21 protein-coding genes are annotated in these 25,046 nt (G+C 73.1%); 16 read left to right on the top strand and 5 right to left on the bottom strand.

The window, feature by feature from the left end; translation table 11 throughout:
- Window positions 1-212 precede the first annotated feature (212 nt).
- On the top strand, window positions 213-2,483 hold the full coding sequence (locus AC2TEW_RS10400; RefSeq protein ID WP_484623091.1) for a family 2 encapsulin nanocompartment cargo protein terpene cyclase: 2,271 nt from the start codon (window positions 213-215) through the stop codon (window positions 2,481-2,483).
- Window positions 2,484-2,578: 95 nt separating this feature from the next.
- Here AC2TEW_RS10400 and AC2TEW_RS10395 read toward each other — a convergent pair whose 3' ends face one another.
- Window positions 2,579-3,778, bottom strand: a complete 1,200-nt coding sequence (locus AC2TEW_RS10395) for an MFS transporter (RefSeq protein WP_484623090.1) — start codon at window positions 3,776-3,778, stop codon at window positions 2,579-2,581.
- Window positions 3,779-3,922: 144 nt separating this feature from the next.
- On the opposite strand from AC2TEW_RS10395, the gene AC2TEW_RS10390 reads away from it, so the two are divergent.
- Window positions 3,923-4,375, top strand: coding sequence for a MarR family winged helix-turn-helix transcriptional regulator (locus AC2TEW_RS10390; RefSeq protein WP_484623089.1), 453 nt, complete (start codon window positions 3,923-3,925; stop codon window positions 4,373-4,375).
- 110 nt (window positions 4,376-4,485) lie between these two features.
- On the opposite strand, the gene AC2TEW_RS10385 is transcribed toward AC2TEW_RS10390, so the two are convergent.
- Window positions 4,486-5,427, bottom strand: coding sequence for a peptidase (locus tag AC2TEW_RS10385; protein ID WP_484623088.1), 942 nt, complete (start codon window positions 5,425-5,427; stop codon window positions 4,486-4,488).
- Window positions 5,428-5,429: 2 nt separating this feature from the next.
- A complete protein-coding gene (locus tag AC2TEW_RS10380) occupies window positions 5,430-6,785 on the bottom strand; it encodes a VWA domain-containing protein (RefSeq protein WP_484623087.1) in 1,356 nt (451 codons plus the stop codon).
- 256 nt (window positions 6,786-7,041) lie between these two features.
- Here AC2TEW_RS10380 and AC2TEW_RS10375 point away from each other — a divergent pair, with 256 nt between their 5' ends.
- From AC2TEW_RS10375 to AC2TEW_RS10355, 5 genes are all read left to right on the top strand, one after another.
- Window positions 7,042-7,542 carry a DUF1269 domain-containing protein gene (locus AC2TEW_RS10375; protein WP_484623086.1) on the top strand — a complete coding sequence of 167 codons (501 nt, stop codon included), beginning with the start codon at window positions 7,042-7,044 and terminating at the stop codon, window positions 7,540-7,542.
- 139 nt (window positions 7,543-7,681) lie between these two features.
- On the top strand, window positions 7,682-9,034 hold the full coding sequence (locus AC2TEW_RS10370; RefSeq protein ID WP_484623085.1) for an FtsW/RodA/SpoVE family cell cycle protein: 1,353 nt from the start codon (window positions 7,682-7,684) through the stop codon (window positions 9,032-9,034).
- Window positions 9,034-10,566, top strand: a complete 1,533-nt coding sequence (locus AC2TEW_RS10365; RefSeq protein ID WP_484623084.1) for a penicillin-binding transpeptidase domain-containing protein — start codon at window positions 9,034-9,036, stop codon at window positions 10,564-10,566. Before AC2TEW_RS10370 ends, AC2TEW_RS10365 begins: the two co-directional genes overlap by 1 nt.
- Window positions 10,567-10,768: 202 nt before the next feature.
- A complete protein-coding gene (locus AC2TEW_RS10360) occupies window positions 10,769-12,256 on the top strand; it encodes an APC family permease (RefSeq protein ID WP_484623083.1) in 1,488 nt (495 codons plus the stop codon).
- Window positions 12,257-12,369: 113 nt separating this feature from the next.
- Window positions 12,370-13,695, top strand: a complete 1,326-nt coding sequence (locus AC2TEW_RS10355; RefSeq protein WP_484623082.1) for a glycosyltransferase 87 family protein — start codon at window positions 12,370-12,372, stop codon at window positions 13,693-13,695.
- A 66-nt stretch (window positions 13,696-13,761) separates the two neighbouring features.
- On the opposite strand, the gene AC2TEW_RS10350 is transcribed toward AC2TEW_RS10355, so the two are convergent.
- Both AC2TEW_RS10350 and AC2TEW_RS10345 read right to left on the bottom strand, forming a co-directional pair.
- Window positions 13,762-15,453 (bottom strand): penicillin-binding transpeptidase domain-containing protein, encoded by a 1,692-nt coding sequence (locus AC2TEW_RS10350; protein ID WP_484623081.1) that lies wholly within the window; start codon window positions 15,451-15,453, stop codon window positions 13,762-13,764.
- A gap of 127 nt (window positions 15,454-15,580) precedes the next feature.
- On the bottom strand, window positions 15,581-17,392 hold the full coding sequence (locus AC2TEW_RS10345) for a dolichyl-phosphate-mannose--protein mannosyltransferase (RefSeq protein WP_484623080.1): 1,812 nt from the start codon (window positions 17,390-17,392) through the stop codon (window positions 15,581-15,583).
- 107 nt (window positions 17,393-17,499) lie between these two features.
- Between AC2TEW_RS10345 and rsmI the strand changes: the two genes are divergently transcribed.
- The 9 genes from rsmI to AC2TEW_RS10300 all read left to right on the top strand — a co-directional run bounded on the left by rsmI (window position 17,500) and on the right by AC2TEW_RS10300 (window position 24,997).
- A complete protein-coding gene (gene rsmI, locus AC2TEW_RS10340; RefSeq protein ID WP_484623079.1) occupies window positions 17,500-18,345 on the top strand; it encodes a 16S rRNA (cytidine(1402)-2'-O)-methyltransferase in 846 nt (281 codons plus the stop codon).
- A gap of 269 nt (window positions 18,346-18,614) precedes the next feature.
- Window positions 18,615-19,052: a hypothetical protein gene (locus AC2TEW_RS10335; protein ID WP_484623078.1), complete on the top strand. Its 438-nt coding sequence runs from the start codon at window positions 18,615-18,617 to the stop codon at window positions 19,050-19,052.
- A gap of 79 nt (window positions 19,053-19,131) precedes the next feature.
- Window positions 19,132-20,751, top strand: a complete 1,620-nt coding sequence (gene metG, locus AC2TEW_RS10330; protein WP_484623077.1) for a methionine--tRNA ligase — start codon at window positions 19,132-19,134, stop codon at window positions 20,749-20,751.
- A gap of 1 nt (window position 20,752) precedes the next feature.
- Window positions 20,753-21,631, top strand: coding sequence for a TatD family hydrolase (locus tag AC2TEW_RS10325; RefSeq protein ID WP_484623076.1), 879 nt, complete (start codon window positions 20,753-20,755; stop codon window positions 21,629-21,631).
- 70 nt (window positions 21,632-21,701) lie between these two features.
- On the top strand, window positions 21,702-22,301 hold the full coding sequence (locus tag AC2TEW_RS10320; RefSeq protein WP_484623075.1) for a Uma2 family endonuclease: 600 nt from the start codon (window positions 21,702-21,704) through the stop codon (window positions 22,299-22,301).
- A 28-nt stretch (window positions 22,302-22,329) separates the two neighbouring features.
- On the top strand, window positions 22,330-23,211 hold the full coding sequence (gene rsmA / locus AC2TEW_RS10315; protein ID WP_484623074.1) for a 16S rRNA (adenine(1518)-N(6)/adenine(1519)-N(6))-dimethyltransferase RsmA: 882 nt from the start codon (window positions 22,330-22,332) through the stop codon (window positions 23,209-23,211).
- The gene (locus tag AC2TEW_RS10310; protein ID WP_484623073.1) at window positions 23,208-24,128 is read left to right on the top strand and encodes a 4-(cytidine 5'-diphospho)-2-C-methyl-D-erythritol kinase; all 921 of its coding nucleotides are present in this window, start codon (window positions 23,208-23,210) and stop codon (window positions 24,126-24,128) included. The genes rsmA and AC2TEW_RS10310 overlap by 4 nt, the downstream gene beginning before the upstream one ends.
- 36 nt (window positions 24,129-24,164) lie before the next feature.
- Window positions 24,165-24,644: a hypothetical protein gene (locus AC2TEW_RS10305; RefSeq protein WP_484623072.1), complete on the top strand. Its 480-nt coding sequence runs from the start codon at window positions 24,165-24,167 to the stop codon at window positions 24,642-24,644.
- On the top strand, window positions 24,641-24,997 hold the full coding sequence (locus AC2TEW_RS10300) for a hypothetical protein (protein WP_484623071.1): 357 nt from the start codon (window positions 24,641-24,643) through the stop codon (window positions 24,995-24,997). Before AC2TEW_RS10305 ends, AC2TEW_RS10300 begins: the two co-directional genes overlap by 4 nt.
- Window positions 24,998-25,046: the final 49 nt, after the last annotated feature.

Here is a 25,046-nt window from a genome sequence, read left to right as displayed (position 1 = left end):
CACCGACGCACCGGGATCCCTTGGTTGGCAAGGAGTTTCACCCGATCGGGCGAGATTGGGGGCGCTCGCCGGGGTCGGCCGCGCCGGGCGCCTAGCCTCGTGACGGATCATCGGGGGACCGGCCTGTGCGACGGTGCCGGAATTCCGGGCCCGGCGCTGTCCGCCCTCGTTGATGTCATGGTGCCGCCATCGTCGACGAAGGGCCGACGCACGTGTCGCAGCCGTTTGAACTGCCGGATTTCTACCTGCCGTATCCGGCCCGGCTCAATCCCCGTCTGGAGGAGGCCCGCGAGCACACCAAGAGGTGGGCCCGTGAGATGGGGATGCTGGAGGGGTCGGGCGTCTGGGACGAGCACGACCTCGACTCGCACGACTACGCCCTGCTCTGCGCGTACACCCATCCCGACTGCGACGGCCCGGCGCTCTCGCTGGTGACGGACTGGTACGTCTGGGTCTTCTTCTTCGACGACCACTTCCTGGAGTTCTTCAAGCGGACCCGGGACCGCAAGGGCGGCAAGGCGTACCTGGACCGGCTGCCGGCGTTCATGCCGATGGACCTGGCGGACGGCTTCCCGGAGCCGACCAACCCGGTCGAGGCGGGGCTGGCCGACCTGTGGGCGCGGACCGTGCCGAGCATGTCGGCGGAGTGGCGGCAGCGCTTCGCGGAGAGCACCCGCAACCTGCTCGACGAGTCGGACTGGGAGCTCGCCAACATCGACATCCACCGGATCGCCAACCCGGTGGAGTACATCGAGATGCGCCGCAAGGTCGGCGGCGCGCCCTGGTCGGCCGGTCTGATCGAGTACGCGGCGCAGGCCGAGGTGCCCGCCTCGGTGGCCGGCTCGCGTCCGCTGCGGGTGCTCAGGGACGCCTTCTCGGACGGCGTGCACCTGCGCAACGACCTGTTCTCGTACGAGCGGGAGATCCTGGACGAGGGCGAGCTCAGCAACGGCGTCCTGGTCCTGGAGACCTTCCTCGACTGCACCACCCAGCAGGCCGCGGACGCCGTCAACGAACTGCTCACCTCGCGGCTCCAGCAGTTCGAGAACACCGTCTTCACCGAACTGCCGCCGCTCTTCGCCGAGACCGGCCTGGACCTGCTGGGCACGGCCCGGGTGATGGCGTACGTCAAGGGCCTGCAGGACTGGCAGGCCGGCGGCCACGAGTGGCACCTGCGGTCCAGCCGGTACATGAACGGCAGTGCGGACGGCGCCGCGGCGGCCACCCACTGGGAGCCGTACCGGATCGGCGGGATCGGCACCTCGGCCGCCGACCTGGGCCGGGCGGCCGGGCTGCTGGACGCGGGCAGCCGGCGGCGCAGCCACAGCCATCTGCCGTACCGGGCGGTCGGGCCGTCGCGGCTGCCGGAGTTCTTCATGCCGTTCGAGGTCAGGCTGAGCCCGCACCTGGACGCCGCCCGCGGGAACGTGGTCGGGTGGGCGCGGGAGACGGGTCTGCTGGACGTGCAGCCGGGGGACCCGGGTTCGCACATCTGGAGCGAGGAGAAGCTGGTCGACTACGACTTCCCGCTCTGCGCGGCCGGCATCCACCCCGACGCCTCGCCCGAGCAGCTGGACCTGAGCTCGGCCTGGCTGACCTGGGGGACCTACGCCGACGACTACTACCCGGTGGTGTTCGGCCGCTCCCGCGACCTGGCCGGCGCGAAGGCCTGCACCGAGCGGCTGGCCGCCTTCATGCCGGTGGACACCGAGGCCGTGCCGGTGCCGGCGACGCCGTTGGAGCGCGCGCTCGCCGACCTCTGGCGGCGCACCGCCGGGCCGATGACGGTGGAGGCGCGGCGCAGGTTCCGTACGACGGTCGAGTCCATGACCGACAGCTGGCTCTGGGAGCTGGCCAACCAGGCGCAGAACCGTATCCCCGACCCGGTCGACTACCTGGAGATGCGGCGGGCGACCTTCGGCTCGGACCTGACCATGAGCCTGTGCCGGCTCGGGCACGGCCAGGATGTCCCGCCGGAGGTCTACCGGAGCGGCCCGCTGCGCTCGCTGGAGAACGCGGCCGCCGACTACGCCTGCCTGGTGAACGACGTGTTCTCGTACCAGAAGGAGATCGAGTACGAGGGCGAGATCCACAACGGTGTGCTGGTGGTGCAGAACTTCTTCGACTGCGACCAGCCGGCCGCGCTGGCGGTGGTGCACGATCTGATGACCTCGCGGATGCGGCAGTTCCAGCACGTCGCCGAGGTCGAACTGCCCCTGCTGTACGAGGGGTTCGGCCTGGGACCGGAGGCGCGGGACGTTCTCGACGGCTATGTGGCGGAGTTGCAGGACTGGCTCGCCGGGATCCTGAAATGGCACCGGGACTGCCGTCGTTACGGTGAGGCCGACCTGGTTCGGCACTTCGGCGGCGGGCTGCCGCAGCCGGCGGCGGAGGTATCCGGCGCCGGGGCCGGGTTCGGCCGGCCGAGCGGGCTCGGTACCTCGGCGGCCCGGATCCTCGAACTCCTCGACGCGGGCGGCTGATCCGCGCCGCCGGACCGCCGCCCGTTCCCCCTGGACGGGTGGCGGCCCGGCGGCCGGGGCCGGTCCGGCCGGCCGGGTGGGTCGACCGGGGTGGGTCAGCCGACCGGTGCGGGCTCGGGGCGGGTGGCCGCGGGGGAGCGGTCGCGGGAGCGGCGCTCCAGGGTGACCGAGACGACGGCCAGGACCAGGGCGGAGGCGGCCAGCAGGGCGCCGACCCAGTTGGGGGCGGTCGCCCCGAGTCCCGCGGTGAGGGCCAGGCCGCCGAGCCAGGCGGCGAGCGCGTTGCCGAGGTTGAAGGCGCCGATGTTGACGGCGGAGGCGAGGGTGGGGGCGTCGGCGGTCTGGTCCAGGACGCGCTTCTGCAGCGGCGGGACGGTGGCGAAGCCGAAGGCGCCGATCAGCGGGATGGTGAGGGCGGCCAGCGGCTTGCTGTGCGCGGTGAACGCGAACAGGGCGAGGATCACGGCGAGCGAGCCGAGGGCGACGAAGAGCATCGGCATCAGCCGACGGTCGGCGTAGCGGCCGCCGACCAGGTTGCCCGCGACCATGCCCAGCCCGAACAGCACCAGCAGCCAGGTCACCGAGCCGTCCGCGTAGCCCGCGGCCTCGGTCATCATCGGGCTGATGTAGGTGATCGCCGCGAACACGCCGCCGAAGCCGAGCACGGTCATCGCCATCGCGAGCACCACCTGGACGTTGCGGAAGGCCGCCAGCTCCCGGCGGATCCGGGCCTCGCCGCGGCGGGGGCGTTCGTCCTGGGGGATCAGGGCGGCGACCCCGAGCAGGCCGAGCACGCCGAGCGCGGCGACCAGGACGAAGGTGATCCGCCAGCCGAGCTGCTGGCCGATCAGGGTGCCGAGCGGGACGCCGACCACGTTGGCGACGGTCAGGCCGGTGAACATCATGGCGATGGCGCCGGCCTGCTTCTGCGGGGCGACCAGGCGGGCGGCGACGATCGAGCCGATCCCGAAGAAGGCGCCGTGGGCCAGCGAGGCGATCACCCGGCCGGTGAGCATCACGCCGAAGGTGGGGGCGGCCGCGGAGACCAGGTTCCCGACGATGAACAGGCCCATCAGGGCCATCAGCATGCGCTTGCGGCTGATCCGGGTGCCGAGCACGGCGAGGACCGGCGCGCCTACCACCACACCGAGCGCGTAGCCGGTGGTGAGCAGGCCTGCGGTGGGGATCGGGACGCCGTAGGACGCGGCGACGTCCGGCAGCAGTCCCATGATCACGAATTCGGTGGTGCCGATGCCGAAGGCGCCGATGGTGAGCGCGAGCAGGGCGAGTGGCATGGGGAGGCCTCTCGGTGGTTGCGAACGGGGGTTACAGGCTCCGACAGTAATTGCACACGCCGATACTTGCAAACGCTTGATATTGCCCACGCCGGATGTTGCGCGCGTCGACTACCCTGGCGGTACGACCCGGAGGGAGTCCCGATGAGCCGACCCGAACCCGCGCTCGCCCAGGGCTGGTGCGCGCTGTCCGCGCTGCACGGCCGGATCGAGACGCACGTCGAACGGGCCCTGCAGGCCGCGCACGAGCTGAGCGTCCGCGAGTTCTCCGTGCTCGACGTGCTCAGCGCGCAGCACGACGGCGAGGGCGGCCACTTCCGGATGCACGAGCTCTCGGAGGCCGTGGTGCTCAGCCAGAGCGCGACCACCCGGCTGGTGAGCCGGCTGGAGGAGCGCGGCCTGCTCACCCGCTACCTGTGCGCCACCGACCGCCGGGGCATCTACACCGATGTCACCCCGGCCGGCCTGGCCCTGCTGGAACTGGCCCGCCCGGTCAACGACACCGCCCTGCGCGAAGCGCTGGACGCCGCCGGGCAGCGCGCCGAGTTCGCCCCGCTGGTCGCGGCCGTCCGGGCCACCGTCCCCGCCGGCGGCTGAGCGGGCGGCCCGGGCGCGGCGAACGGGCGAGGAGAACGGCCCCGGCAACGCCGAAGGCCCGGCCGGAGCGGACTCCGGCCGGGCCTTCGGTGTCGTACGGGCGGCTCCCGTCAGCTGCGGTACGGGTCCGGCTGCGGGGCGTGCGGCTGGCGCTGGGCGGGGACCGGCCCGGCCGGGCGGCGCCCGCGCGGGTGGCGGGTCAGCGTGTAGCCCGCGACACCGGCCAGCGCGGCGAGCGCCCCGCCGGCGATGGTCCAGAACCAGCGGGTGTTCCAGCCGGAGAACACGTCCGAGTACCAGTGCGACTCGGGCTCCGCCGGGGCGGCCGCCCGGGAGGCCGTCGCGTTCGGTGCGGCGCTGCCGGTCGCCGCGGCGCCGGGGGCGGCGGTGGAACCGGCGTTGACCGGCGGCACCAGCGGCGCCTTCAGCGAACCGCCCTCCGGCTGGGCGTCGTCCGCCCCGCCCTTGGCGGTGATGTGCACCTGCACCTGGGCGGCCAGGCCCAGGTCGGGCTGCGGCACGTCGCCGACCGACAGCCGGACGTAGTACGTCCCCGGCAGCGGGTCGCCCGACCACGGCTCGGCCCAGGACCGGATCTGCCGGAGCGTGCAGCTCAGGCTCACCGAGGCGGCGCTCTGCTGGGCGGTGGCGTTCTGCGGGCCGGCCGTGCAGGACTGCCGGCGGCGCAGGCCGTCGAACAGCTCCACCGACCAGGTCTGCGGGCCGGTCCGGTCCGCCGAGGGCGGCAGTGTGACGGTGACCTGCACGGTGTCGGTCTGGCCCTCGGACGCGGCGAACGCCCAGTACAGGTAGTCACCGGTGGAGGCCGCCACGGTGGCGTCCTGGCCGGGCGCCAGGGTGGCGGCGGTCAGGAAGGTGGTCCCCGCGGTGGTCACCGGGCCGGCCGAGGCCGAGGCCGACCCGGACGGGGACGGGGACGGCGCGGCGGAGGGTGAGGCGGCCGAGGCCACCGGAGCCGCGAGCGCGGTCAGGCCGAGCGCGAGCAGCCCGGTCCGCAGGGCCTTCAGCGGGGTACGCATCGTGGTACGCATCGTCAGTTCTCCCGCCAGACGGCGATTCGCCAGCGTGCCACCCAGCCGAAGACCAGTCCGGTGAGCAGACCGGCCAGGGTCAGGGTGAGCAGCAGGATCCAGCCGCGGCCCAGGCCCATGGCCGGACCGTCGGGGGCGGGCGAGGCGGCCGCCACGTCCACCGTGAGCTCCAGCGGCAGGCCGGGGTCGGCCTGCACGCCGGGCTGCGCGGCGAAGGAGTTGCTGACGATCAGGCAGACCGTGCCGTCGGCCGAGGGCCGGCCGGTCGCCGAGGCCGCCGCCGAGGACGTGCCGGAGGGGGCGGACGGGCTGTCGGAGGCGTCCGGCGCGTCGGGGGCAGACCAGCGCACGCCGGTCGAGGCGACGTCGGTGCGGCCGCTGCCCGCGTCGCTGCCGCGGACCAGTTCCTGGCCCGCGGTGTCGGTGGCCTGCAGCAGCACCCCGTAGTCCCGGGCGACCGCCCGGTCCGGGGTGACGCTGACCGAGGCGCGCAGCTCCTGGCCGGGCTTGACCGGCACCCGGTAGACCCGGTGCTCGGAGAACTTCTCCCGGTCGGTGTAGACGCCGGGGGTGAGCACCGGCGCGGTCTCGCACTTGTCGGTGCCGGCGGCCTTGGCGGGCGTCACGTTGTGGGTGTCGGCGGCGCGGCCGACCAGCTGCTTGACCTTCTGGGTCAGCTGCTCCTGGGTGCGCACGTCGGTGTAGGTGCCGCCGGTCGCGTTGGCGATGCAGAGCAGCTGCTGGCGGGTCTTGTCGTCGTGCGCGAGGCCCAGGGTGTCGACCACCAGCGGGATGCCCCGGGCGGCGAGCTCGCGGGCCACGTCGCAGGGGTCCGGCGGGGCGCAGGAGTCCTCGCCGTCGGTGATCAGCACCACCCGGCGGGTGGTCGGGCCGTCGCCGAGGTCCTGGGCGGCGCCGCGCAGGGCCAGGCCGATCGGGGTCCAGCCGGTGGGCCGCAGGGTGGCCACCGCGGTCTTGGCCTCGACCTTGTCGGTCTTGCCGACCGGGAAGAGCTGCTTGGTGTCCTTGCAGCCCTCGGTCTTGTCGTTGCCGGGGTAGGTGGCACCCAGGGTGCGGATGCCGAAGTCGGCCTCCGGCGGGAGCGCGTCGATGACGTCGCTCAGCGACTTCTGGGCGACCGAGATCCGGCTCTTGCCCTGGATGTCCTCGGCCCGCATGGAGCCGCTGACGTCGAGGACGAGGTCGACCTTGGGGGCCTCGCGGGTGGCGGCGGGTGCGCCGCCGCTGGGTTCGTCGGCGTGGGCCGGGAGGCCGCTGAGCACCGCACCGGCGGTTATCGCCAGTGCGGCCAGCAGGCCTGCCGGCCGGGCCGGCCGTCGGGAACTGGTGGTCGTCACGGCCCGATCCTATGGATCATCAACTGCGAACACCCAATGTGCACCGGATCCGCGAACTTCCCTTGCCGGGGAGGGGATCGGGCGCCGCCGAGGGGGGAGCCGGACGGCACGGCGGGCGGATGCGGTGGTCCGGCAATATCGGACACACCGACAGGAAGCCCTATAAATATGGCTAATCCTCGTTAGGGTGCTCGAAGAGCCGGACCGGCGCCCGACCGAAGGCCCGGCCCCCGCACCCGCCGGAAGGACCCCGCCCGTGAGCAACCTCTTCGCCATCGCCTACCCGGACCTCGCCACCGCCCAGAAGGTCCGGGACGAGACGGTCGGCCTGCAGAAGCAGAAGCTGATCGAGCTGGAGGACATCGTGGTCGTGGAGCGCCGCGAGGACGGGAAGATCAAGCTGCACCAGATGGTCTCCACCACCGGCGCGGGCGCCGCCACCGGCGCACTGTGGGGCGGGGTGATCGGGCTGCTGTTCTTCATGCCGTTCCTGGGCGCGGCGCTCGGCGGGGCCACCGGCGCCGCGGTCGGGGCGTCCGCCGACGTCGGGGTGGACGACACCTTCATGCGCCAGGTCGGCCAGCACCTCCAGCCGGGCAGCGCCGCCGTCTTCATGCTGGTCCGCAAGGCGACCGCGGACAAGGTGGTCCCGGCGCTGGCGCCGTTCGGCGGCAAGATCATCCAGACCTCGCTGACCACCGAGGAGGAGGAGCACCTGCGCGAGGCCGTCAAGGCCGCGCAGGGCACCGCGGTCTGAGCCGGCCGGCCCGCCGGCCGGACCAGGGGCGGACCGGGTCGCGACCCGGTCCGCCCCTGGTCCGCATCCCCGGAGCAGCCCACCAGCAGGGACCGGAAGCAGGACCGGAAGCAGGATCAGAGGCAGGACAGGACGGCCCGTGGCCACACCCTCGGCGACCGCCCGGGCCGGCGCCCCCGCCGGACGGCCGGTCCGCACCCGGCGCAACACCGAACTCGCCCTGCTCGTCGCGGCCGTGCTGATCCCGGTCTTCGGCTACGCCGAGGTGGGCGCCAACCTGGACGGCCGGGTGCCCTCCGACGCCGCCGGGTACGGCACCGCGCTCGGCGTCCTGGCGCTGCTCGCCCACGCGGTGGTGCGCTGGAAGGCCCGGTACGCGGACCCGCTGCTGCTGCCGATCGGGATCCTGCTGAACGGGATCGGACTGGTCGTCATCTACCGGCTGGACCGGGCCACCCCGGGCAGCGCGGCCGCACCGACCCAGCTGCTGTGGTCCGCCCTCGGGGTGGCGCTGTTCATCGCGGTCGTCCTGCTGCTGCGCGACCACCGGATCCTGCAGCGCTACGCCTACGTGGGCGCGCTGGCGGCCCTGGTACTGCTGGTCCTGCCGATCTTCTTCCCGCCGGTGTACGGCTCGCGGATCTGGATCACCATCGGCCCGCTCTCCTTCCAGCCGGGCGAGTTCGCCAAGATCCTGCTGGCGGTGTTCTTCGCCGCCTACCTGGCCGTGCACCGGGACGCGCTCGCCCTGACCGGCCGCACGGTGCTGTGGTTCCAGCTGCCGCGCGGGCGGGTGATCGGCCCGGTGCTGCTGATCTGGGCGGCCTTCGTGGCCGTCCTGGTGCTGGAGACGGACCTGGGCACCTCGCTGCTCTTCTTCGGCCTGTTCGTGGTGATGCTGTACGTGGCCACCGCCCGCAGCGGCTGGATCGCGATCGGCCTGTTCCTGGCCGCGGTCGGGGCGGCGGGGGTCGGCTGGCTCTCGCCGCACGTGCACAGCCGGGTCACCGACTGGCTGGACCCGCTCGGCTCGATCGCCGCCGGCCAGGGGCCCAACCAGATCGCCCAGTCGCTGTTCGCCTTCGCCTGGGGCGGGCTGCTGGGCACCGGACTCGGGGTCGGCCGGTCGATCCTGATCGGCTTCGCGGCCAAGTCGGACTTCATCCTCGCCACCATCGGCGAGGAACTCGGCCTGGCCGGCCTGACGGCGGTCTTCCTGCTGTACGCGCTGCTGATCTCCCGGGGCTTCAGCACCGGCATCGCGCTGCGGGACCCGTTCGGCCGGCTGCTGGCGATCGGTCTGGCCGCCATCGTCGGGCTGCAGGTGTTCGTGGTGGCGGGCGGGGTGCTGGCGCTGATCCCGCTGACCGGGATGACGCTGCCGTTCATCGCGCAGGGCGGCTCCTCGGTGGTCACCAACTGGGTGATCGTGGCGCTGCTGGTGCGGATGAGCGACCTGGCCCGCCGGCCGCCGCCCGCCGGGGCGGCCTGATGCGCCGCCGCGGCCGGTCCCGGGGCGAACCCGGCGCCCCGGGCGGCGGCCCGCAGGGACTGCCGGGCATCTCCACCACCGGCCGGCGGGCCGGGACCTTCTGCGTGCTGCTGATCGTCGCGCTGATCGCACAGGCCACCCGGGTCCAGGTGTTCCGCAAGGACGAGCTGGACCACAACCCGGCCAACCAGCGGCTCACCGTGCAGCGCTACGACCAGCCGCGCGGCAACATCCTGGTGGCCGGGCAGCCGGTGACCGGCTCCACCCCGACCGGCGGGCGGTTCGACTACGAGCGCACCTACACCGACGGCCCGCGCTACGCCGCGGTCACCGGCTTCTCCTCCCAGACCTACGGCAACACCCAGCTCGAGGGCGTCTACGACGACCTGCTCTCCGGCACCGACAGCCGCCTCGCCGGGTGGGCGCTGTGGGACGCGGTCAGCCGCCGGCAGAACCCCGGCGGGGACGTGGTCACCACCATCGACCGGGCGGCGCAGGACGCCGCGGTCAAGGGGCTCGGCCGTCAGCAGGGCGCGGTCGTCGCGATCGAGCCGGCCACCGGCCGGATCCTCGCGCTGGCCAGCACCCCCTCGTACGACCCGGGCAGCTTCGCGGGCTCCGGCGCCGCCGACCGGCAGGCCTGGGACCGGCTGCAGGCCGACCCGGACCAGCCGATGCTCAACCGGGCGCTGCGTCAGATCTACCCGCCCGGCTCGACCTTCAAGGTGGTCACCGCCGCCGCCGCGCTCCAGGACGGCGTGGTGAGCGACCCGGCCGCGCCCACCGGGGCGCCCTCGCCGTACGTGCTGCCCGGGACCACCACCACCCTGGTCAACGACACCGCGGCGTGCGACCGGCCCGGTCTGCCGCTGGACACCGCGATGGTGCTGTCCTGCAACAGCGTGCTGGGCTACCTCGGGGTGCAGGTGGGCCAGCAGGGGATGGTGTCGATGGCCGAGAACTTCGGCTTCAACGACGCGTCGCTGGACGTCCCGGTACGGGCCGCGCGCAGCAACTTCGACACCGAGATGGAGCCCTCGCAGCTGGCGCTCTCCTCGATCGGCCAGTTCGACACCGCGGCCACCCCGCTGGTGATGGCGATGGTCGCGGCGGGCGTCGCCAACGGCGGCCGGGTGATGTATCCACAGCTTGTGGACAGGCTGACGAAGTCCGACGGGACCGCCGTCCAGATCATGCGGCCCGAGCTCTACAAGGAGGCGATGGGCGCGGCGGTGGCCGGGCAGGTGCAGGGGCTGATGACGGACGTGGTCGAGCAGGGCACCGGGCGGGCCGCCCGGATCCCCGGCGCCACCGTCGGCGGCAAGACCGGCACCGCCCAGCACGGGGTCGGCAACTCCGGCGTGCCCTACGCCTGGTTCATCTCCTGGGCCCGCCCGGCGGGGTCGGCGGACCCGCCGCCGGTCGCGGTGGCGGTGGTGGTCGCCGACAGCGACGCCACCGATGTGACGGGCGGCAGGCTGGCCGCCCCGATCGCCCGGTCCGTCATGCAGGCGGTCCTGGACGAGGGCTGACTTCGCGGCGATGTGTCCGTAAATGTCCGTCGACATGCGACGATCCGTACAAGCCGGACCCTGCCGGGTGCCGATTGCACCACTGGTGCTTTCGCGGGGTACTGTCCCATCTTTGTTCGGTTGGTCCCGTCTGTGGCACCCCCAGGCCGCCGGGTGACCGGCCGCGCGATCCACCCTCCCCCCGACCGGAAAGATCCGTGCTTTGGCCAGCAACACCGCCCTCAGCCGGCAAGTCCTCAGACGCAAGCCCGTCGCCACCCTGATCGCCGAGAGCGAGGGGCGCGAGGCCCCGGCCGCCGGCGCCCCCGAGGGCGGCGGCCGCTCCGGCATCCACCTGCGGCGCTCGATCGGACTCTGGCAGCTCTCCGCGATCGGCATCGGCGCGACCGTCGGCACCGGCATCTTCTTCGTGCTCAGCGACGCGGTGCCGCAGGCCGGACCGGCCGTCGTGGTGTCCTTCCTGCTCGCCGCGGTCACGGCCGGGCTGACCGCGCTGTGCTACGCCGAGATGGCGTCCGCGATCCCGGTCTCCGGCTCCTCGTACTCCTACGCCTACGCCACCATGGGCGAGCTGGTCGCCTTCGGCGTCGGCGTCTGCCTGCTGCTGGAGTACGGCGTGTCGGCGTCGGCCATCGCGGTCAGCTGGGGCGAGTACCTGAACAAGTTCTTCGACCTGGTGTTCGGCTTCCGGATCCCGGCCGCGCTGGCCGACCCGCCGGGCGGCGGCGGGTACTTCAACCTGCCCGCGGTGATCCTGGTCGCGATGGTGGTCACGCTGCTGATCCGCGGGGTGAGCGAGTCGGTCAAGGTCAACACCGTCATGGTGGGGATCAAGATCGCGATCCTGGTGCTCTTCGTGGCGATCGGCCTGACCGGCTTCCAGGCCGACAACCTCAGCAACTTCGCCCCGCACGGGTGGAGCGGCATCAGTGCGGCCGCCTCCAGCATCTTCTTCTCCTTCATCGGCCTGGACGCCGTGTCCACCGCCGGTGAGGAGGTCAGGAACCCGCGCCGCACCCTCCCGCTGGCGATCATCATCGCCCTGGTGGTGGTCACCCTCCTGTACGTCGCGGTCGCGGTCACCGCGGTCGGCGCGCAGCCCTGGCAGGACTTCGAGGGCCAGCAGGCCGGGCTCGCGCAGATCCTCCAGGACGTCACCGGGCAGAGCTGGCCGGCCACCCTGTTCGCGCTCGGTGCGATCGTGTCGATCTTCAGCATCACCCTGGTGGTGATCTACGGCCAGACCCGGATCCTGTACTCGATGGGCCGCGACGGCATGCTGCCCCCGCGCTTCGCCCAGGTCTCCCCGCGGACCGGCACCCCGGTGTGGAACACCCTGGTGGTCGGCGTCGCGGTGGCCCTGCTGGCCGCCTTCGTCCCGCTGGACGTGCTGACCGACCTCACCAGCCTGGGCACCCTGGTCGCCTTCTCGGTGGTGTCCGTCGGCGTGATGGTGCTCCGCCGCACCCAGCCCGACCTGCCGCGCGGCTTCAAGGTGCCGCTCTTCCCGGTCGTGCCGCTGGCCAGCCTGGGCTTCTGCATCTACCTGATCAAGGGCCTGCACGGCACCACCTTCGCCGCCTTCGGCGTGGCGCTGGCGGTCGCCGCCGTCGTGTACTTCGGGTACAGCGTCAAGCACTCGAAGCTCGCCCTAACCCGTTCCGGGACGGACCGGGCAGCGGACCGCTGAGCCGGTCCGGGGCCGCCGGCGAAGGCCGGCGGCCCCCACCCGGGCCGAAGCTCCACAGAACAAGCGCGCCGAGTGCGGGGACAGCGCACACGCAACCGCCTAATCTTCCTGCCATGGTGAGCACACGTCCGCAGTCCCCCGCCGGGCAGGCCGACTGCGCCGTGCGCGGGAGCCGCGGCTCAGGCGGCGACGGGAAGGTCCCCCGGCAGCGCGCCCCACGCGACCGCGACCCGGGCCGGTGGGCCGGCCACCGGGGCGTCCAGGCCTTCGGCTGCCTGGTCGCGGCCGGCTGGGCCGAGGCGTTCCCGCTCGTCTCCGACCTCTCCAACCAGGTCTTCTGGGGCACCGTCGCCGCCCCGACCTACGCGCTGGCCGCCGTCCTGTGCCTCACCCTGCCGCCGCGCCTGGGCCCCCGGGCCGCCGCCCTGGTGGCGCTGGCCGGCGCGGTGCTGGCCCCGCTGATCCTGCTCGCGGTCCAGGGCCGGCACCAGTCCGAGGTGATGGTGGTCGAACGCTCCGCCCACCTGCTGCTGCACACCGGCAGCCCGTACCTGGCCGACCCGGTCCAGGTCACCGACTACAACCCGTACCTGCCGGCGATGGCCCTGTTCGGGATGCCCCGGGCGGCCCTCGGCTCCGGCAACCCGGTCACCCTGGTGCTCGGCGACGCCCGGATCTGGTTCGCCGCCACCCTGCTGGTCTGCCTGCTGGCCTGCTGGCGGCTGCTGCGCCCGGCCACCCCCGACCGGGCCCCGCTGCTCCCGCTCGCCGCGCTGACCGCCTCCCCGCTGATCGCGCTGGCCCTCGCCGTCGGCGGGGTCGACCTGCCGCTGATCGGCGTCTGCTGCCTGGCGATGGCGCTCGCCGCCCGCGGCCGCCCGGTCTCCGCCGGGCTGGTCCTGGCGCTGGCCTGCACCCTCAAGTGGACGGCCTGGCCCGCCCTGCCGGTCGCGGTGCTGCTGCTGTGGCGGCTGTACGGCCGCCGGCCCGCCGCCCGCGCCGCCGCGGTGGCGCTCTCGGTCACCGTCGCGGTGATCCTGCCGACCGCGCTGAGCGCCGGCCGCGAGCTGCGCGAACAGGTGGTCCGCTTCCCGCTCGGGCTGACCGCCGTGCACACCCCGGCCGGCAGCCCGCTGCCCGGCAAGGTCCTGGCCGGGCTCGGCCCGACCGGGCACACCATCTCGCTCACCCTGCTCTGCCTGGCGGGCCTGGCCGTCGCGCTGTGGCTGCTGGCCTACCCGCCGACCTCCGCGGTCGCCGCCTGCGACCTGCTGGCCGCCGGGCTGGCGGTCGCCTTCATGCTCGCCCCGGCGGGCCGCTTCGGGTATCTCGCGCTGCCGACCGTCCTGGTGATCTGGCCGCGGCTGGCCACCCACAGCTGGGGCTGGCGCGGCGGACGGGGACGGCGTCACACCCCGGCGGTGCTGGCCGGGGTGTGACGGCGGGTGTGACGGCTGGGTTTGACGGCCGGGCGTGACGGCGGGCGGACGGCTCGGCCGCCGGGCTCAGCCGTTGCCGATCTGCAGCAGCTTCACGGCGGCCGGACCGGCCGCGTCGGCGCCGTGCCCGCCGGCCTCGACCTCGGCGGCGACGGCCAGGTTGCCCCGGAAGGCGGTGAACCAGCTGTTGGCGGCGGCCTGGTTGCCGACCTCCGCCGTGCCGGTCTTGGCGCCGGAGCCGGACGCCATGCCGGACATCAGCTTGGCCGCGGTGCCGGTGCGCACGGTCTCGTTCATCACCGTCCGCAGGCCGGTCAGCACGTCCGCGGACAGCTGGCGCTTGGCCGGGGTCTGCGGCAGGCCCGCGATCAGGACCGGCTGGCGGAACGTTCCGCTCTGCACGGTGGCCGAGACCGAGGCCATGGCCAGCGAGTTGGTCTGGATCCGGCCCTGGCCGATGAACTCGGCCACCATCTCGTTGGCACCCTTGGGGGCGGGGACGGCGGTGTCGAAGTTGGACAGGCCGGTCTGCCACACCAGGCCGAGCCCGAACACGTCCTTGGCCATCGCGGGCAGCGTGTCGTTCTTCAGCCGCGCCTTGCCCTCGTTGATGAAGGCGGTGTTGCACGACTGGGCGAAGTCCTGGCGGAACTTGTAGTCCAGGTGCGCGTCGGGGAAGTCGTTCTTGAAGTCCTGGCCGCCGACGTTGGTGCCGTCCGGGCAGGCCACCGGGGTGTCCGGGGTGACCCCGGCCTCCATCAGGGCCGCCGAAGTGATGATCTTCATGGTGGAACCGGGGGCGATGGAGGCGCCGAAGGCCCGGTTCTGGCCGGTGGTCGGGGCGTTGGCGAACGCCAGGATGTTCCCGGTGCTCGGCTCGACCGCCACGATCGAGGACTTCAGCGTGCCGCCCTTGGAGGCCTCCTGGACGGCCGCCTCGGCGGCCTTCTGCAGGTCGGCGTCGATGGTGAGCTTCAGCGGCGGGGCGGGCTTGGGCTCGACGATGGTGAACACCGTCTCCGGCTTCGCCTTGCCGGTGTCGTCGCTGATCACCACGGCACTGCCGGCGGTGGCCGAGCCGTCCGGCGCCGGCGCCTTGATCTGGCCCAGCTGCGCCGTGATCGAGGGGAAGTTCAGCGCCTTGTTGTGGCGGTCGACCACCGAGGTGGTCGGCGCGGTGACCGGCTTGACCGCGATCGACTCGCCCGGGCCCAGCTTCGGGTGGATCACGCCCGGGATCCAGTGCACGGCCGCCTTGCCGTCGCTCATCTTCACCATGCCGAGCACGCCGTCGTAGCTCCAGGCGGTGCCGGTCTGGGCGAACTCGACCTTGGCCTTGAACGAGAGCGGCACCTGGTGGTCCGGCACCGGGGCGGCCGACGCCGTACCCGCCGGGGCGGACGGCGCCGAGGAGGCCGCCGGGGAGGCGGCCGGGGCGGCCGCGGCCGGGCCGCCGGGGGTGAGCGTGATCGCGGTCGGCGCCACCTTCTGCTGGAAGGCCCCCAGGGTGGTGACCGCATCCCCGGGGGCGTCGGTCAGCGCCGCCGCCGTCTCCAGGTCGCCCTTGGCCCACGCCTCGAGGAAGGCCTTGGCACCGGCCGCCGCCGCGTCCGCGCCGGGCGCCTCGGCGACCACCGTGCGGGGGCCCGCCTTGTTGCCGCCGCCGACCGCCGTGGCGATGTTGTACGCCCCGTAGCCGGCCACCGCCAGCATGGCCGTGGCGACCGCGCTGATGCCGATCTTGGCGCCCTTGTTCATGGTGTGTGTCCCCCGTGTGATCAGGCCGATGGACGGCCCTGACACCCTATGCACACACCTCGCGTCCACCCGGACAACACACGTCACCTGTGACACAGCTGGTACAGACGATCGGGCCCCGGCCGGGTCAGATCCAGCTGGTGAACCACATCCGGCCGCGCCAGTCGTCCATCGGGATCGTCTGCCCGGTGTACAGCGGGTGGAAGTACAGGAAGTTCCACATCACCGCGAGCACCAGCAGACCCGCCGCCGCGCCGCCGACCAGCCGGCGGTCCGGCGAGGCGCCGGCCGGGCCGATCATCGCACCGATCATCATGGTCACCGCGAGCACCACGAACGGCACGAAGGCGACCGCGTAGAACAGGAAGATCGTCCGCTGCTGGAAGAACATCCACGGCAGGTAGCTCGCGGCCAGCCCGCACAGCACCGCCCCGGCCCGCCAGTCCCGCCGCAGCAGCCACCGGTACAGGCAGTACGCCAGCGCCACCACACCCGCCCACCACAGGATCGGCGTGCCGATGCCCAGCACCTCGCGGGCGCACTCGTTGGCGGTGCAGCCGGACTCGCCGAACTTCGGCGACTCGTAGAAGAAGGACACCGGCCGGCCGACCACCAGCCAGCTCCACGGGTTCGACTGGTAGGTGTGCGGGCTGACCAGGCCGACGTGGAAGTCGTACATGGTCTGGTGGTAGTGCCACAGGCTGCGCAGCGCCTCGAACTGCGGCATCGGCACGCCGAGCAGGTGGTCCGGCAGGACGTGCGGCTGGGTGGCCGCCCAGTCCCGGCCGTAGCCGCCCTTGCCGGGCTCGGTGCTGCTCAGGAACCAGCCGGTCCACGACGCCAGGTAGACCCCGACGGTGATCACCAGCATCAGCGGGCCGGCCACCAACGCGTCCCACAGCCCCCACACGGCCCAGTAGCGGCTGCCGGCCACCTTCCGGGTGCCCATGTCCCACGCGACGCTCAGCAGGCAGAACGCGACCAGCACGTACAGACCGCTCCACTTGGTCGCGGTCATCAGGCCGAGGCTGACCGCCGCGGCCAGCCGGTACGGGCGCCAGCCGGTGAACAGCCAGTCACCGCCCGGGCGCTCGGCCAGCCGCCGGGCCACCAGCCCCCTGGTCCGGTCCCGGTCCAGCAGCAGGAAGCCGAACGCGGCCAGACCCCAGAACATCACCACCAGGTCCAGCAGCGCCGAGCGGCTCAGCACGAAGTGCAGCCCGTCCACCGACAGCAGCAGCCCGGCCACGCAGCCCAGCAGGGTCGAGCGGAACAGCCGGCGGGCGATCCTGGCCAGCATCAGGATCGACAGCGTCCCGAGCACCGCGGTCATGAACCGCCACCCGAACGGATGCATGCCGAACAGCTGCTCGCCGATCCCGATGATCCACTTACCGACCGGCGGGTGGACGATGTACGCCGGGTCCGCCCGGTACGGGACGGTCTGGTGCGGCGCCATGATCTGGGAGTTGGCGTCGTCCGCCCAGCTGGTCTCGTAGCCGCCGTGCCAGAGCGAGTAGGCGTCCTTTGCGTAGTACGTCTCGTCGAAGATCAGCGCGTTCGGGTTGCCCAGGCCGGCGAACCGCAGCACCCCGCCGAACGCCGCCACCAGCAGCGGGCCCAGCCAGCCCGACCAGCGGCACAGCCAGGACCACAGCGGATCCGGCAGCTGCAGACCGAGCCGCAGCAGCAAGGGGGAGGGCGGCACCCGCCGCGGCGTCACGCCCGGGCCGTCCGGCATCGGCGGCACCAGGAACTCCGCCGGATCCGGGCGCCGGGGCGCCCGGTAGCCGAAACCGGCCAGCCGCCCGGCCCAGCCCGAGGGCGCCGTGCGCGCGGCCGGGACCCCGGCCGCGTCGAGCACGGCCACGCCGGCCTGCTCGGGGTGGTCCACGCCCACGGGCGTCGGGGGTGCGATGTCGCCGCTCACGCGCCACATCGTAGGGGCGCGGGGTGAGAGCGGTACCCCTACCTCCGCAGCTGCCCGATTGCTCCCCGAATCGGCCACAGGTCCGCACCGGCCCCCGCGCCTGCGAGGATGGCCGGGTGACAGGAGTACTGGTACTTGCGGGCACCCCCATCGGCGACGTCGCGGACGCGCCGCCCCGGCTGCTCACCGAGCTCGCCTCGGCGGACGTGATCGCGGCCGAGGACACCCGGCGGCTGCGCCGCCTCACCCAGGCGCTCGGGGTGACCCCGGCCGGGCGGGTGGTCTCCTACTTCGAGGGCAACGAGGTGGCCCGCACCCCCGAACTGGTCGAGGCGCTGCTCGGCGGCGCCCGGGTGCTGCTGGTCACCGACGCGGGCATGCCCTCGGTCTCCGACCCCGGCTACCGGCTGGTCGACGCGGCGGTCACCGCGGACATCAAGGTCACCGCCGTGCCCGGCCCGTCCGCGGTGCTCACCGCGCTCGCGCTGTCCGGCCTGCCGGTCGACCGCTTCACCTTCGAGGGCTTCCTGCCGCGCAAGGCGGGCGACCGCTCCCGGCAGCTGGCCGAGGTCGCCGCCGAGCCCCGCACCATGGTGTTCTTCGAGGCCCCGCACCGGATCGCCGAGACCCTCGCCGCGATGGCCGAGGCCTTCGGCGCCGAACGCCCGGCCGCCGTCTGCCGCGAACTCACCAAGACCTACGAGGAGGTCAAGCGCGGGCCGCTGGCCGAGCTGGCCGCCTGGGCCGCCGACGGTGTCCGCGGGGAGATCACCGTCGTGGTGGCGGGCGCCCCGCCGGCCGCCCCGGATCAGTTCGGGCCCGAAGAGCTGGCCCGCCGGGTCGCCGTCCGGGAAGAGGCCGGGGAACGCCGCAAGGAGGCCATCGCGGCCGTCGCCGTCGAACTCGGACTGCCCAAGCGCGAGGTCTTCGACGCCGTGGTCGCTGCCAAGAACAGCGCCTGAGCGCGCGCTGCACCGGCGCTGCGCCCGCGCTGCGCCGGGCGGAAAACCGCAGCTCGGCGCGGGTGCCCGCGGGCACGGCGACGCGTACCTTGGAGGGAAGCACCCCGCAAACGTCCGGCTCGCGAAGCTTTGGCCGCGAGTTGGTACAACGCTCGCCAATTCGGGCCCAAGAGTTGACAAGCCGGGTAGCGGGCGGGGCCGTCCGGGCATTTCCTGGGATGGAAAGACCCGAGCCGGGCGCCCCGCCCGGCGGGCACTGGGAGACGGCTATGAGCGACACGATCGGTAGCCCTCTGAGTGGGAACGCACCGAGCGGCCCCGGACTGACCACCCGGACCCGCACCCCGGTCGAGACCGTCCGGGAGGCCTACTCCTTCGCCTGCCTGAGCTGCGGCTACGGCTGGGAGCAGGCCTACGACATCGAGCACCACGTGGCCCAGGACGGCCACATCGTCTTCGAGTACCACGCCAACGGCGTGCGGGTGCCGTCCCCGCTGCGCCAGCCGAGCTGCCCGGGCTGCGGCGGACACACCGTGCGGATCATGCGCGAGGGCCGGGTGGCCAGCGCCGAGCACCAGGAGCACACCGCGCCGGGCTACCCCTCGCACGCCGGGCCGGCCACCCCGGCGCCCGCCCTGCTGCCGCACACCGAGCCCCGGCGGCGCTGGTTCCGGCGCGCGGCCCGGCACACCGACCAGGGGTCCTGACCACGACGGCCGCGCGCGGGAGCAGCCCCCCGGATAACCGGTCGAGGGTGGTTCCTTCGCGCGGCTAAGATTTCTGACCATGGCGGCCACTGCAGACGACACCACCACCGACGCCCCGCGCTCGGCGTACTACGTCACGACCCCGATCTACTACGTGAACGACCGCCCGCACCTGGGCCACGCGTACACCACGGTGGCGGGCGACGTGCTGACCCGCTGGCACCGCCAGCGCGGCGAGCGGACCTGGTACCTGACCGGCACCGACGAGCACGGTCAGAAGATCCTGCGCACCGCGGAGGCCAACGGCGTCTCCCCGCAGGAGTGGTGCGACAAGCTGGTGGAAGAGGCCTGGAAGCCGCTCTGGCAGCACCTCAACATCGCCAACGACGACTTCATCCGGACCACCCAGGAGCGGCACACCGCGCGGGTGCAGGAGTTCGTCCAGGACCTGCACGACAAGGGCGAGATCTACAAGGGCGGCTACTCCGGCCCGTACTGCGTCGGCTGCGAGGAGTACAAGCTCCCCGGTGAGCTGCTGCCCGGTGCGACCGAGGACGAGAAGCTCTGCCCGATCCACAAGAAGCCGGTCGAGTGGCTGGAGGAGGAGAACTACTTCTTCCGGCTCTCCGCCTACGGGCCGAAGCTGCTGGAGTTCTACGCCGCCAACCCGGACTTCATCCAGCCCGCCTCCGCCCGCAACGAGGTGCTGCGCTTCGTCGAGCAGGACCTCAAGGACCTCTCGATCTCCCGCTCCACCTTCAACTGGGGCGTCCCGCTGCCCTGGGACGAGAAGCACGTGCTGTACGTGTGGGTGGACGCGCTGCAGAACTACATCACCGCGGCCGGCTACGGCTCCGACCCCGAGCGCTTCGCCGAGCTGTGGCCCGCCTCGGTGCACCTGGTCGGCAAGGACATCCTGCGCTTCCACGCGGTGATCTGGCCCGCCATGCTGATGGCGGCCGGCCTGCCGCTGCCCAAGCGGGTGGTGGCCAACGGCTGGCTGATGGTCGGCGGCGAGAAGATGAGCAAGTCCAACCTGACCGGCATCGCGCCGCAGGACCTCACCTCGCACTTCGGCGTGGACGCCTACCGGTACTACTTCCTGCGGGCCATCCCGTTCGGCACCGACGGCTCGTTCTCCTGGGAGGACTTCACCGCCCGGTACACCTCCGAACTGGCCAACGACTACGGCAACCTGGCCTCCCGGGTGGCGGCCATGGTCGGCAAGTACTTCGACGGGGTGCTGCCGGCCGCGACCGCCGCGGGCGCCGCGGAGCAGGCCGTGGTCGAGGGCCTCGCCGCCGCGGTGGCGACCGCCGACCGGAAGATCGGCGAGGAGCTGGACTTCGCCGGCGGCATCGCCGCGGTCTTCGAGTTCGTGAAGCTGGTCAACGGCTACCTCACCGAGCAGGAGCCGTGGAAGGTCGCCAAGGACACCTCCGAGGAGGGGCAGGCCCGGCTGGCCACCATCCTCTACACGGCGGCCGAGGCACTGCGGGCCACCGCCGTCCTGCTCAACCCGGTGATGCCGGAGAGCTCCGCCAAGCTCTGGGAGTCGCTGGGCGCCGAGGCCTCGCTCGGCGAGCTGGCCGCGCAGACCATCGGCACCGTCGCCGACTGGGGCCGGCTGCCCGCCGGGTCGCAGGTCACCAAGGGCGACATCCTCTTCCCCCGCCTCGAAGAGAAGCCTGCTGCCTGACATGCCGAAGAAGGACGCGGACCGGACCACCCCGCCGCCCCTGCCCGCCCCGCTGGCGGTGGCGGTGGCCGACTCGCACACCCACCTGGACATGCAGTCCGGCACCCCGGCCGAGGGGCTGGCCAAGGCCGCCTCGGTCGGGGTGACCGCGGTCGTCCAGGTCGGCTGCGACGTGGCCGGTTCGCGCTGGGCCGCGGACCTGGCCGGGGAGTTCGAGCAGGTGCACGCCGCCGTGGCGCTGCACCCCAACGAGGCTCCCCGGCTGGTGCTCGGCGACGGCGACGGCTGGTCCCGGCAGCACCGCGGCGCCGGTGGTGACGACGCCCTCCAGGAGGCGCTCGCCGAGATCGACCGGCTGGCGGCCCTGCCGCAGGTCAAGGCGGTCGGCGAGACCGGCCTCGACTACTTCCGCACCGGGCCGGAGGGGGTGGACATCCAGAAGGAGTCCTTCCGCCGGCACATCGAGATCGCCAAGCGGCACGGCAAGGCCCTGGTGATCCACGACCGGGACGCCCACCAGGACGTCATCGACCTGCTGCTGGCCGAGGGCGCGCCGGAGCGCACCGTCTTCCACTGCTACTCCGGCGACGCCGCGATGACCAAGGTCTGCGCCGAGCACGGCTGGTACCTCTCCTTCGCCGGCCCGGTCACCTTCAAGGCCAACCAGGAACTGCGGGACGCCCTCGCCGCCACCCCGCTCGACCGGATCCTGGTGGAGACCGACGCCCCGTACCTGACCCCGCACCCCTACCGGGGCCGCCCCAACGCGCCGTACCTGATCCCGGTCACCCTGCGCTCGATGGCCGACACGCTGTCGCTGCACGAGGACGAGCTCGCCACCGCGATCGCGGCGAACACGGCCCGGGCCTTCGGCTACTGAGCCGACCGAACGAAAGTCCCCATCCGCAGGATCGATTCGGCACTCCTGCGGCACTGCCAGGCTGGTTAGCATGAGTGCAGTGAGGGAGGTGGCGATGACCGCCGAGCCGATCGACTGGATGCATCCGCCGTCCCAGGGCTGGACGTACGAGCAGGTCAAGGACCTCGACCTGCCGTTCGAATGGGATCTGGTGGACGGAGTCATCGTGGTCCGGGGACAGGCGAACTTCTGGCACGACCTCGTGCGGGCCAGGCTGGAACGGGCCTTGCTCGCCGCCATGGTCGCGCCGTACGAGGTGCTTGCCGAGCGCTGCGTCCTGGTGGACGAGTACAACCCGGTGAAGCCGGACCTCGCGGTGTTCGACAAGAGCGGCCTCGACCCCTTCGAGCTCGAATGCCTGCCGATCGAGTCCATCGTGCTCACCGTCGAGGTCGTCTCGGTCGGCTCGCGCAGCGACGACCGGTTCCGCAAGCCCGGGATCTACGCCGAAGCGGGCATCCCCTGCTACTGGCGGGTGGAGCGGGGCGACGCCAACCTCCCGGTCGTCCACGAGTTCCACCGCGACGAGGAGAAGGGGGTCTACCTCCCCGTCGCCCAGCACGAGGGCGTGCTCCGCACCGAGCTGCCGTACCCGGTCGAGATCGACCTGAAGCAGGTCGTCGAACTGTGAGCACCCGCCCCGCCCGTATCCTTGGCGGGTGAGCACCACCGACCCCACCCCTGACAGCCACCTCCTGGGCGCCTCCGACATCCGGGAGCTGGCCGCCACGCTGGGCGTGAAGCCGACCAAGCAGCGCGGGCAGAACTTCGTCATCGACGGCAACACCGTCCGCCGCATCGTGCGGGCCGGCGGGGTCACCGCCGAGGACGCGGTGGTGGAGGTCGGGCCCGGGCTCGGCTCGCTCACCCTGGCGCTGCTGGAGGTCGCGTCGCACGTCACGGCGGTGGAGATCGACCCGCTGCTGGCCCAGCACCTGCCGACCACCATCGGGGCCCGGATGCCGGCCCGCGCCAAGGACTTCGACCTGGTCCTCAGCGACGCCATGGAGGTCACCGAGCTGCCCGGCCCGGCGCCCACCGCGCTGGTCGCCAACCTGCCGTACAACGTCGCCGTCCCGGTGCTGCTGCACATGCTGGCCACCTTCCCCAGCATCGAGCGCACCCTGGTGATGGTGCAGAGCGAGGTCGCCGACCGGCTCGCCGCCAAGCCCGGCAACAAGGTCTACGGGGTGCCCTCGGTCAAGGCCAACTGGTACGCGGACGTCAAGCGCGCCGGCGCCATCGGCCGCAACGTCTTCTGGCCCGCCCCGAACGTCGACTCCGGCCTGGTCTCGCTGGTGCGCCGCGAGCCGCCCGCCACCACCGCCTCCCGCCAGGAGGTCTTCGCGGTGGTCGACGCGGCCTTCGCCCAGCGCCGTAAGACGCTGCGCGCCGCACTGGCCGGCTGGGCCGGCTCCCCGGCCGCGGCCGAGCAGGCGCTCGCCGGGGCCGGCATCGACCACAAGCTGCGCGGCGAGATGCTGACGGTCGAACAGTTCGCCGCCATCGCCGAGCACAAGCCGAAGGCGGACGCACAGTGATCACGGTCAGGGTCCCCGCCAAGGTCAACGTCCAGCTGGGCGTCGGCGGCCTGCGCGCCGACGGCTTCCACGACCTGGCCAACGTCTTCTTCGCGGTCGCCCTCGGCGACCAGGTCACCGCCGCCCCGGGCGAGGGCACCACGCTGACCTGCGCGGGCCCGGACGCCGACCTCGTCCCGCTCGACGACACCAACCTGGCCGCCCGCGCCGCCCGGCTGCTGGCCGCCCGCCACGGCATCGAGCCGAACGTCCGGCTGCACATCGACAAGGCCATCCCGGTGGCCGGCGGGATGGCCGGCGGCAGCGCGGACGGGGCCGCCGCGCTGGTCGCCTGCGACGCGCTGTGGGGGCTGGACACCCCGCTGGAGACCCTGCTGGAGCTGGCCGCCGAGCTCGGCTCCGACGTGCCGTTCGCGCTGGTCGGCGGGGTCGCGCTGGGCCGCGGCCGGGGCGAGCTGCTGGAACCCCTGCCGGTGAGCGGCACCTTCCACTGGGTGTTCGCGGTCGCCGACGGCGGCCTGTCCACCCCGGCCGTCTTCCGCGAGTGCGACCGCCTGCGCGAGCAGGCCGGCACCGGCTCCACCGAGGCCGAGGTCCCCACCCCGGACGCCGACCCCGCGCTGCTCGCCGCCCTCGCCGACGGCGACCCGGTCGCCCTCGCCGAGGCACTGGCCAACGACCTCCAGGCCGCCGCCCTCTCGCTGCGCCCCTCGCTCGCCGACACCCTGCGGGCCGGCACCGAGGCCGGCGCCCTGGCCGCCCTGGTCTCCGGCTCCGGCCCGACCTGCGCCTTCCTGGCCAAGGACGCCGAGGCGGCCGAGGCCGTCGCCCGGGCCCTGCTGGCCTCCGGCACCTGCCGCGCCGCCCACGCCACGTACGGCCCGGTCCCGGGAGCGGCAGTTCACTCGGCCGAGTGATTGCCGCACCACGTCTTTCGAACTACTTTGAAAGACATGAGTGCCGAGGCAGTGCACGTCAACTTCTCCGAGCTGGTCAACAAGAACAAGCAGACCCTGGCCAGGCTGGATGCCGCACCCCGGCTGGTCCTGCACCGCCGGGACGGTGAGGACCTGGTCCTCACCACCGAGGCCCGGGCAGCGCAGGACCGACGGGTGGTCTCGGCCGCCAGCCGCATGCTGGCGGCCCTCGCGCGACGGGAACCGGGCAGCACCGAGCTCCTGCTCGACCTCCTTCCGGAGGCGTTCCCCTGGGTCCGGTTCCTGCCCGAGCCCGACCTGCACGCCTTCGCGCTCGAACTGGTGGAGACCATGCGGGCCGCGGAGTCCCTGGACAACACCGCTGCCGTCGCCCAGCTGCTGACGGCCTGGCAGCACACGGCCGAGGTCCACTCCGACCCCGATCTGCTGGCCGCACTCACCCGGCCGCTCGACGGCGATCACGGCCCGGTGCCGGACCCGAGGACCTTCGGGTGAGCGCCGGGCGGGGCGATAGGGCCGCGCCCCCTGCCCCGGGCGGAGAGTGGGAGGTCCGGTTCGCGGACGCCACGGCGGCGAAGGGCTGGGACAGCCTGGCGCAGCAGGCCGCCGAGAACACCTACCGGGCCTGGCTGGCGATGCGGACGGACGCCAGGCCGGCGACCGAGGTGCCCCGGCACCACCGGCTCAAGGGAGGACTCGCACACGCCCAGTACCGGGGCGTGACCTGCGAGCAGTGGCAGATCGAGGTGACCGGCGCGGGCAGGGGCTGGTACCTGGCCGATCAGGAGCGCCTGACCTGTTGGATCACGTACGCGGGTACGGCCCACCCCAGGGCGACCGACCGCTGAAACCGGGGCCGCCCCGCCCGCCCACTAGGCTGGGGAGGTCGGGGCACTC

This window comes from Kitasatospora sp. NEAU-CNBT7 (genome assembly GCF_057220535.1).
The sequence above is the reverse complement of the archived record's forward strand: the minus strand, read 5'-3'. Positions and strand labels throughout refer to the sequence as shown.

Excerpts from the sequence above, each read along its gene's own strand:
- AC2TEW_RS10395 (WP_484623090.1), bottom strand. The coding sequence starts at position 3,778 with ATGCCACTCGCCCTGCTCGCGCTCACCATCGGCGCCTTCGGCATCGGC.
- AC2TEW_RS10390 (WP_484623089.1), top strand. The coding sequence starts at position 3,923 with ATGAGCCGACCCGAACCCGCGCTCGCCCAGGGCTGGTGCGCGCTGTCC.
- AC2TEW_RS10385 (WP_484623088.1), bottom strand. The coding sequence starts at position 5,427 with ATGCGTACCACGATGCGTACCCCGCTGAAGGCCCTGCGGACCGGGCTG.
- AC2TEW_RS10365 (WP_484623084.1), top strand. The coding sequence starts at position 9,034 with ATGCGCCGCCGCGGCCGGTCCCGGGGCGAACCCGGCGCCCCGGGCGGC.
- AC2TEW_RS10355 (WP_484623082.1), top strand. The coding sequence starts at position 12,370 with ATGGTGAGCACACGTCCGCAGTCCCCCGCCGGGCAGGCCGACTGCGCC.
- AC2TEW_RS10350 (WP_484623081.1), bottom strand. The coding sequence starts at position 15,453 with ATGAACAAGGGCGCCAAGATCGGCATCAGCGCGGTCGCCACGGCCATG.
- AC2TEW_RS10345 (WP_484623080.1), bottom strand. The coding sequence starts at position 17,392 with ATGTGGCGCGTGAGCGGCGACATCGCACCCCCGACGCCCGTGGGCGTG.
- AC2TEW_RS10335 (WP_484623078.1), top strand. The coding sequence starts at position 18,615 with ATGAGCGACACGATCGGTAGCCCTCTGAGTGGGAACGCACCGAGCGGC.
- metG (WP_484623077.1), top strand. The coding sequence starts at position 19,132 with ATGGCGGCCACTGCAGACGACACCACCACCGACGCCCCGCGCTCGGCG.
- AC2TEW_RS10325 (WP_484623076.1), top strand. The coding sequence starts at position 20,753 with ATGCCGAAGAAGGACGCGGACCGGACCACCCCGCCGCCCCTGCCCGCC.
- AC2TEW_RS10320 (WP_484623075.1), top strand. The coding sequence starts at position 21,702 with ATGAGTGCAGTGAGGGAGGTGGCGATGACCGCCGAGCCGATCGACTGG.
- AC2TEW_RS10305 (WP_484623072.1), top strand. The coding sequence starts at position 24,165 with ATGAGTGCCGAGGCAGTGCACGTCAACTTCTCCGAGCTGGTCAACAAG.